This is a genomic window from Mesorhizobium sp. M4A.F.Ca.ET.090.04.2.1 (genome assembly GCF_003999085.1).
GTDB lineage: Bacteria > Pseudomonadota > Alphaproteobacteria > Rhizobiales > Rhizobiaceae > Mesorhizobium.
The window spans coordinates 1-7,907 of record NZ_RZOT01000265.1; the positions used below are offsets into that span (position 1 = coordinate 1).

The following is a 7,907-nucleotide window of genomic DNA, read 5'->3' on the forward strand; positions in this document are numbered from 1 at the left end:
GGGCGGCTGGTGCTGGCGGATGCGCTGGCGCTGGCCGATGACGAACAGCCCGAGCTGCTCGTCGACATGGCGACGCTGACCGGCGCTGCCCGTGTCGCGCTCGGTCCGGATCTGCCGCCCTTCTACACCGGCGATGAGGTGCTGGCGTCCGAGCTGTCGGCGGCATCGATGGCGGTCGAGGATCCGCTGTGGCGCATGCCCTTGTGGCGACCCTACGATGCAAAGCTGTCGTCGAAGATCGCCGACATCAACAACGTCACCAGCGATGGCTTCGCCGGCTCGGTCACTGCGGCGCTTTTCCTCAAACGCTTCGTCGAGAAGACGCCGCGCTGGGCGCATTTCGACATCTTCGCCTGGAATCCGTCGGATCGCGCGCATGGCATTGCCGGCGGCGAGGCGCAGGGCATTCGCGCGCTGGAGCGGATTATCTCCAGGCGTTTCGGGTGATGCCTTTGGGGCCAAATACGCCGGTACTGAAACGGAACCGAAACAATTTGCCGGCATGCTGGGGCGATGTCGATCTCGATGCGCCCCAGCCAGGCTCTCAGACTGTGGCAGCAGGTGATGCTGTCGCAGGTGCGCGACGGCGCGCCCGATCTCACCATGCGCCAGACGGCGATCCTGTTCACCATCTATCTCGACCCGCCGCCGCATACGGTGCGTGGGCTCGCGGCCCGGCTCAACGTCACCAAGCCGGTCATCACGCGAGCGCTCGACACGATGGGCGCGCTGAAGCTGGTGTCGCGCCACCGCGATGAGCTCGACAAGCGCAACGTCCTGATCAGGCGTACCGTCGAGGGCGCGCTCTTTGTCGAGCGCTTCGGCGATGGTATCATCGCTAGGGCCCATGAACTGCCCATCTGACCGATCGTCCATCTGACCGAGTGCCGATTTGACCGCCAGGGATGCCCGCCTCCACGCCTTCCGTTCCGATCTCGCCGATGCCAGGCTGAAAGGCGAGGTTTCAGCCGAGCGTTTCGTCGCCGGGCTACCGGCGCGGATTTCCGTTCCGGTGGCGGATCTGCGCAAGGCACCGCGCTGGGATGCCGGCGTCAACACGCAGGCCGTGTTCGGCGACGATGTCCTGGTCTTCGAGGAGAGGGAAGGCTGGGCCTGGATCCAGGCCGAGCGCGACGGTTATGTCGGCTATGTCGCCGACACCGTGCTTGGGGCGAGGGATCACGCGCCGACCCATGTCGTCTCGGTGCCGCGCACCTTCCTCTATCCTGGCCCTGACCTGCGCATCCCGGTAAGCGGCCAATTGTCGATGGGCTCGGCGGTGACTGTGACGGGCTCGGCCGAAACGCGCGGCACGCCCTATGCCCTTTTGTCGTCCGGCCAGGCGCTTATCGCGGCCCATCTGCGATCCATAGGCGAAGTTGCGACCGACTATGTTTCGGTTGCGGAGGGTTTTCTCGGCACGCCCTATCTGTGGGGCGGCGTCTCCGGCTTCGGCATCGACTGCTCCGGCCTCGTGCAATTGGCGATGCGCATGACGGGCAAGGACGTGCTGCGCGACTCCGACATGCAGGCGGCATCGATCGGCGAGCCGCTCGATCCGGGACCTGACTTCGCGGGCTTGCGGCGCGGCGACCTCGTCTTCTGGAAGGGCCATGTCGCGATCATGACCGACCCCGACACCATGATCCACGCCAACGGCCACACAATGCTGGTCTCGCGCGAAGGGCTGAAGGAGGCCGTCGAGCGCATCGGCTATCTCTATGGCGGCCCGACGGGGTTTCGGCGGCCCTGACCTTCCTCTCCCCGTAAACGGGGCGAGGAACGTTGATCCCCTTTTGTTCCGATTTTTCTTGGCGATCGCGCGCCGTCGCGCTACCTCTGGCGCGTGACAGAGCAGCCGCGCCTTGCCGAACGGAATGCCGCCGTGGTGCTGCCCGAGCCATTCGTCAGATGGTTCGGGCAGAAGGGCTGGTCGCCGCGCGCCCATCAGCTTGAACTTTTGGCGCGGGCGCAAGCCGGCCAGTCGGTGCTGCTGATCGCGCCGACCGGCGCCGGCAAGACGCTCGCCGGCTTCATGCCTTCGCTGATCGAACTTGCCAACCGTCCCAGGCGGAAGCCCGGCGAGGCGCATCGCGGCATCCACACGCTCTACATTTCGCCGCTCAAGGCGCTGGCCGTCGACATCGAGCGCAATCTCGGCAAGCCAGTGGAAGAGATCGGGCTTCCCGTCACCATCGAGACGCGCACCGGCGACACGCCTTCGCACAAGCGCCAAAGGCAGAAGCTGGCGCCGCCCGACATCCTGCTGACGACGCCCGAGCAGCTTGCCCTGTTGATCGCCTCGAACGATGCAAGACGCTTCTTCGAGGATTTGCGCTACATCGTGCTCGACGAACTGCATTCGCTGGTCACCTCGAAGCGCGGTCATCTGCTGGCGCTCGGCCTGGCGCGGCTGCGCGCTTTCGTTCCCAATCTGCAGACGATCGGGCTTTCCGCGACCGTCGCCGAGCCCGACGAGTTGCGCCGCTGGCTGGTCGCGCAGAACCCACCCGGCGAGATGGCCGGACTGATCACCGTGGCAGGCGGCGCCAAGCCCGACATCTCCATTCTCGATTCGCAGGAGCGCGTGCCGTGGTCCGGTCATTCGGCCCGCTATGCCATCCCGGAAATCTACGAGGCGATCAAAAGACACCGCACGACGATTTTGTTCGTCAACACCCGCAGCCAGGCCGAACTGCTGTTCCAGGAGCTGTGGCGGGCAAACGAGGATTCGCTGCCGATCGCGCTGCATCACGGCTCGCTCGATGTCGGCCAGCGCCGGCGTGTCGAGAAGGCGATGGGAGAGAATGCACTACGCGCCATCGTCGCCACCTCGACGCTCGATCTCGGTATCGACTGGGGCGATGTCGATCTGGTCGTGCATGTCGGCGCGCCCAAGGGGGCAAGCCGGCTGGCGCAGCGCATCGGCCGCGCCAACCACCGCATGGATGAGCCGTCCAAGGCGATCCTGATTCCGGCCAACCGTTTCGAGGTGCTGGAATGCCGCGCCGCCCTCGACGCCAACTATCTTGGCGCGCAGGACACGCCGCCGCTGATCAAGGGCGCGCTCGATGTGCTGTCGCAGCATGTGCTGGGCGTGGCCTGCGGCGGACCCTTCGATGCCGGGCATCTATTCGTGGAGGTGAGAAGCGCCGCCCCCTATGCCGCGCTGGAGCGCGAGACCTTCGACCGCGTCATCGATTTCGTCGCTACCGGCGGCTACGCGCTGAAGAATTATGAGCGCTATGCCCGCATCCGCCGGACCAAGGAGGGTCTGTGGCGCGTCTCGCATCCGAGTGTCGCGCAGCAATACCGGCTGAATGTCGGCACCATCGTCGAGATGCCGGAGCTCAATGTCCGCTATGTCCGGCAGGGGCGCGGCATGGCCGGACGCGGCGGGCCGGTGCTTGGCAAGGTCGAGGAGTATTTCGCCGAGACGCTGCGCCCCGGTGACAATTTCCTGTTTGCCGGCAAGGTGCTGCGTTTCGAAGGCATCCGCGAGAACGAATGCGTCGTCTCCAACGGCGCCGGAGCCAACATCATCGTGCCCTCCTATGCCGGCGGCAAATTCCCGCTGTCGACCTACCTGGCCGAGCAGGTGCGCGGCATGCTGGCCGACAGCGATCGCTGGCAGGCCCTGCCGGAGCAGGTCGCCGACTGGCTTCGCCTGCAGAAGGAAAAGTCGGTGCTGCCGAAGCGCGGCGACCTGCTGGTCGAGACCTTTCCGCGCGGCAACCGCCACTACATGGTCGCCTATCCGTTCGGGGGCCGGCTGGCGCACCAGACGCTGGGCATGCTTTTGACACGGCGGCTGGAGCGCGCGCATGCGAGACCGCTCGGCTTCGTCGCCACCGACTATTCGCTTGCCGTCTGGGCGCTGGACGACATGGCGGCTTTGTTCAGGGCGAAGAAGCCATCACTCGGCCAACTGTTCGACGAGGACATGCTGGGCGACGACCTCGAAGCCTGGTTGAACGACAGCTGGATGCTGAAGCGCACCTTCCGCACCTGCGCGGTTATCGCCGGGCTGATCGAGAAGCGCTTTCCCGGACAGGAAAAGAGCGGCCGGCAGGTGACGGTCTCGGCCGATCTGATCTACGATGTGCTTCGCAGCCACGAGCCGGACCATATCTTGCTGCAGGCGACGCGCACCGATGCCTCCGCCGGCCTGCTCGATGTCAGCAGGCTCGCCGAGATGCTCTCGCGTGTGCGAGGTCGAATCGTGCATAAGCATCTCGACCAGATTTCGCCGCTAGCGATCCCGGTGATGCTGGAGATCGGCAAGGAACCGGTCAATGGCGGTGCCAACGAGACGCTGCTGATGGAAGCCGCCGATCTGGTCGAGGAGGCCATGGGCCGATAAGGACTGGGGACGGAGAGGGATGAATTTTTCGCTGACGCGCGCAACGCTGATCGCCGAGGCCGACCTGATCGGCATCGCCGGCGAGCGCGCCGTCTGCGACCCGCGCGGCGTGCTTTACTTCCCTGACCTGCGGCTGCTCGCGGTATCGGACCTGCATCTGGAAAAAGGCTCTTCCTTCGCCAGGCGAGGCTCGCTGATCCCGCCTTACGATACAGGTGCGACACTGCTCAGGCTGCAGGCGGCGATCGCCGACTACCAGCCGGCGATCGTCATCAGCCTGGGCGACTCTTTCCATGACGGCGGCGGCGCCGAGCGCATGCACGCGAGTTTCCGAGATCGGCTGGAAAGCCTGATGGCGGGCCGTGACTGGTTCTGGATCGCCGGCAACCACGATCCCGACGCGCCGGCCGACCTGCCCGGCGAGACCGTGCGCGAGCTAGCCATCGGCTCGCTGCTCTTCCGGCACGAGCCGTCGAAGGTGCGCGTGGAAGGCGAGATATCAGGCCATCTCCACCCTTGCGCCCGCATCGTCCAGCGCGGCCGCTCGGTGCGGCGGCGCTGCTTCGCCGCCGATGGCGGCCGCATGATCATGCCGGCCTTCGGCGCCTACACCGGCTCGCTCAACGTGCTCGACCGCGCCTATGCAGGCCTGTTCCGTCGCGAGACGCTGATGGCCTACATGCTCGGCGCCGAACGCATCTTCGCCATTTCCCACGCCATGCTGCGTCCAGGCTGAACTGGGAATTGCTCTAAGGAAGCATTACGGTTGCGCCGATCGTCTGCCGCGCTTCTAGCCGGCGATGCGCTTCGGCCACTTTGGCGAGCGGGATCCGGGCGTGCAAGGGTATTTTCACGGCACCGCTCAGCACGACGCTGAAGAGTTCTTCGCTCATGGCGACGACGTCCTCGCGCCTGGCGAGATGATGGAACAACAACGGCCAGGTGGCGAACAGCGAGCCTTTCTGCATCAGCAGCATGATGTCGAACGGCGGGATCGATCCTGACGCCGTGCCGAAGCTGACGAAGGTGCCAAAGGGCCGCAGGCAACCGAGCGAGGCGGGAAAGGTCGCCTTGCCGACGCCGTCGTAGACGACGTGACAGCCTTCGCCACCAGTGATCTCCCTCACCCGCGCGGCAAAGTCTTCCCTGCCATAGTCGATGACATGGTCGCAGCCACTGGCGCGCGCGAGCTCGGCCTTCTCTGGCGAACCGACCGTGCCGATGACGGTGGCGCCGAGATGCTTAGCCCATTGTGTCAGGATGAGGCCGACGCCGCCCGCCGCGGCCTGCACGAGGATGGTGTGGCCCGCCTCGACGCGAAACGTGCGGCGCAGCAGATATTGCGCCGTCAGCCCCTTCAGCATCATCGCCGCGCCGGTCTCGAAGTCGATGGCGTCGGGCAGATGGACGACAAAATGCGCCGGCACGATGCGTTCCTCGGCATAGGCGCCCAGCGTCTCGACATAGGCGACACGATCGCCGGACGCGAAGCCGCTCACCCCTTCGCCGACGGCGACGATTTCGCCGGCGCCTTCATTGCCCGGCGTGAATGGCAAAGCGGGCGGCGCATATTCGCCGGTGCGGAAATAGATGTCGACGAAGTTTAGGCCGACCGCCCGGTTGCACACGCGGACCTCGCCGGGTCCGGGCTGGCCGATGTCGACATCTTCATAGGCAAGCACATCTGGCCCGCCATGGCGGTGGACGCGGATCGCTTTCATGGATTTCTTCCTTGCGCTGTCTCGTGGCAGGGAGATAGCGCGTGGCGCGATATCATTGTAGGCTGATATCCGTGACATCAGAGTTCAAGGATCATGATATCTGAGCAAATAGGCCTCGACCTTCTTCGCACCTATGTGGCGGTCTGCCGGCAGGGCAGCCTGAGCAGGGTCGCTGCGCAGACCGGCAGAACCCAATCGTCGCTGAGCATGCAGATGCGGCGGCTCGAAGGATTGCTGCAACGGCACCTGTTCCAACGCACCGGCCGCGGTGTCGTGCCAACCGCGGAGGGGGAACTCTTTCTGGGATACGCGACCCGCATCCTGGCTCTGGGCGATGAGGCGGTGGCACGTCTGCGGCCGGCCGGCGTAGGCGGCGGCGTGCGTATCGGCCTCGCCGAGGAGGTCACGACGGCAGCGCTGTCGGCAGCACTCGGGCGGCTTCATCGCACCTATCCCGAGATCAGCCTTGACGTGACGGTCGAGCACAGTGTCGCGCTGGGACGGCTTTGGAGTGAGGATGTGCTGGATGTCATGATCGCCCCGACATCCGTCGTCGCGGCCGATGCCCTGACGACGTGGAACGTCGAACTGCAGTGGGTCTGCGCTCACGACTACGAGCTGGATGCGGGGCGGCCGCTCGATCTCGTCGCCTTTGGCGCAACCTGCCCTTGGCGCAGGCGTATGATCGAGGCGCTGCTTGCCGCCGGCAGGGAGCACAGGATCGGCTTGTCGTGCCAGAGCATCACCGGCCTGCAGGCAGCGATCGAGAATGGGCTGGGCGTCGGGCTGCTTCCGCCCGAATCGGTGCGCACTGCTTCGATGCGGGTGCTGAAGACATCTGCTGGCGTTCCCGACACGCTGACGGTCCAATACGGTCTTTACGCACACGACCGACGGACAGCCGTCGTCGACGCCGCGATCGAAATCTTGCTGAAGGACTTGCCAGCCGCGCCACGGGCACGGGCGGCATGACGGAGAGAACGCGCTACCGGCCGTAATAGAGGGTGACCGTGTGCTTCGCCTCGGCGAAGAACAGCCAGCGCTCGACCAGCATACCGGCGAACTGGAGGATGGCCGCAAGCACCGACAGGACCGCCGCGACCGGCCAGGGCAAAGCGGACGCAACGGCAAGCAGCAGGGCCGGCAAGGCGAAAGCCAGCACCTGCGTAATCCGCCGCAGTTTGGCGGCGTGCTTTCGGGCGATACGAAAGCCCATTTCCTTGAGAAGATAGTTCTCTTCGGTGTGCGGCCATTCCAGCGACCGCACCGTGCCTCCGGCGAGGCCCGTCGCGGTGTTGGCGGTAGTCGGAGTTTCCAGCCGGTCATTGTACCGCCAGGTCGCTAGCTTCCACCCCCAGCCGGCAAGGGTGGCAAGCATCGAGAGCGCTAGCACGGCCACCGAACCGACGCCGAAGACCTGCAGCAGCGCGTTGAAAAGCACGCCGCCGGTCATCGCGGAAAAGATCAGATAGCCGGGCAGGGTGAAGCGGCTGTGCCACTGCGCGATTGGCTTCAGCGAGGCATAGATCATGCCGGTGGTGCAGACCGTGGTGACCGCGCCGAGGGCAGCCAACACCCCGGCGATTGCCACCCAGCCGCCGTTGCGGCCCAAAAACACCCAGCCGATGCCGAACAGTCCGGCCGGGATGAAGGTCGCGACCGACGCAACGCCCTCGCGCGACAGCCAGGAACTGCGCCACTGCGAGAAGGCGCGCCAGGCTCGTTCAGGCCGCCCGAGATGGCCGGCCTTCTGTCATCGACCGGCCATCTCGGGCGGCCTGAACGAGCCTGGCGCGCCTTCTCGCAGTGGCGCAGTTCCTGGC

At 65.7% G+C, this 7,907-nt stretch carries 6 protein-coding genes and 2 pseudogenes; 6 read left to right on the forward strand and 2 right to left on the reverse strand.

Features of this window, described 5'->3' with window-relative positions:
• From EN781_RS18995 to pdeM, 5 genes and pseudogenes are all read left to right on the forward strand, one after another.
• Window positions 1-447, forward strand: a pseudogene (locus EN781_RS18995) (M17 family metallopeptidase); the annotation flags it as partial.
• Window positions 448-513: 66 nt separating this feature from the next.
• The gene (locus EN781_RS19000) at window positions 514-864 is read left to right on the forward strand and encodes a MarR family winged helix-turn-helix transcriptional regulator (protein WP_126056626.1); all 351 of its coding nucleotides are present in this window, start codon (window positions 514-516) and stop codon (window positions 862-864) included.
• Between the two features lie 28 nt (window positions 865-892).
• On the forward strand, window positions 893-1,753 hold the full coding sequence (locus tag EN781_RS19005) for an NlpC/P60 family protein (protein ID WP_126056625.1): 861 nt from the start codon (window positions 893-895) through the stop codon (window positions 1,751-1,753).
• 93 nt (window positions 1,754-1,846) lie between these two features.
• Window positions 1,847-4,363, forward strand: coding sequence for a ligase-associated DNA damage response DEXH box helicase (locus EN781_RS19010; protein ID WP_126056624.1), 2,517 nt, complete (start codon window positions 1,847-1,849; stop codon window positions 4,361-4,363).
• Between the two features lie 19 nt (window positions 4,364-4,382).
• On the forward strand, window positions 4,383-5,099 hold the full coding sequence (pdeM, locus tag EN781_RS19015) for a ligase-associated DNA damage response endonuclease PdeM (protein WP_126056623.1): 717 nt from the start codon (window positions 4,383-4,385) through the stop codon (window positions 5,097-5,099).
• A 13-nt stretch (window positions 5,100-5,112) separates the two neighbouring features.
• Here the strand turns inward: pdeM and EN781_RS19020 are convergent, their stop codons facing one another.
• Complete coding sequence (locus tag EN781_RS19020) at window positions 5,113-6,084, reverse strand: quinone oxidoreductase (RefSeq protein ID WP_126056622.1); 972 nt, start codon at window positions 6,082-6,084, stop codon at window positions 5,113-5,115.
• A gap of 93 nt (window positions 6,085-6,177) precedes the next feature.
• Here EN781_RS19020 and EN781_RS19025 point away from each other — a divergent pair, with 93 nt between their 5' ends.
• Window positions 6,178-7,056 (forward strand): LysR substrate-binding domain-containing protein, encoded by an 879-nt coding sequence (locus EN781_RS19025; protein ID WP_126056621.1) that lies wholly within the window; start codon window positions 6,178-6,180, stop codon window positions 7,054-7,056.
• Window positions 7,057-7,069: 13 nt separating this feature from the next.
• On the opposite strand, the pseudogene EN781_RS19030 reads toward EN781_RS19025, so the two are convergent.
• Window positions 7,070-7,828 (reverse strand): annotated as a pseudogene (locus EN781_RS19030) (DmsC/YnfH family molybdoenzyme membrane anchor subunit); the annotation flags it as partial.
• Window positions 7,829-7,907 lie beyond the last annotated feature (79 nt).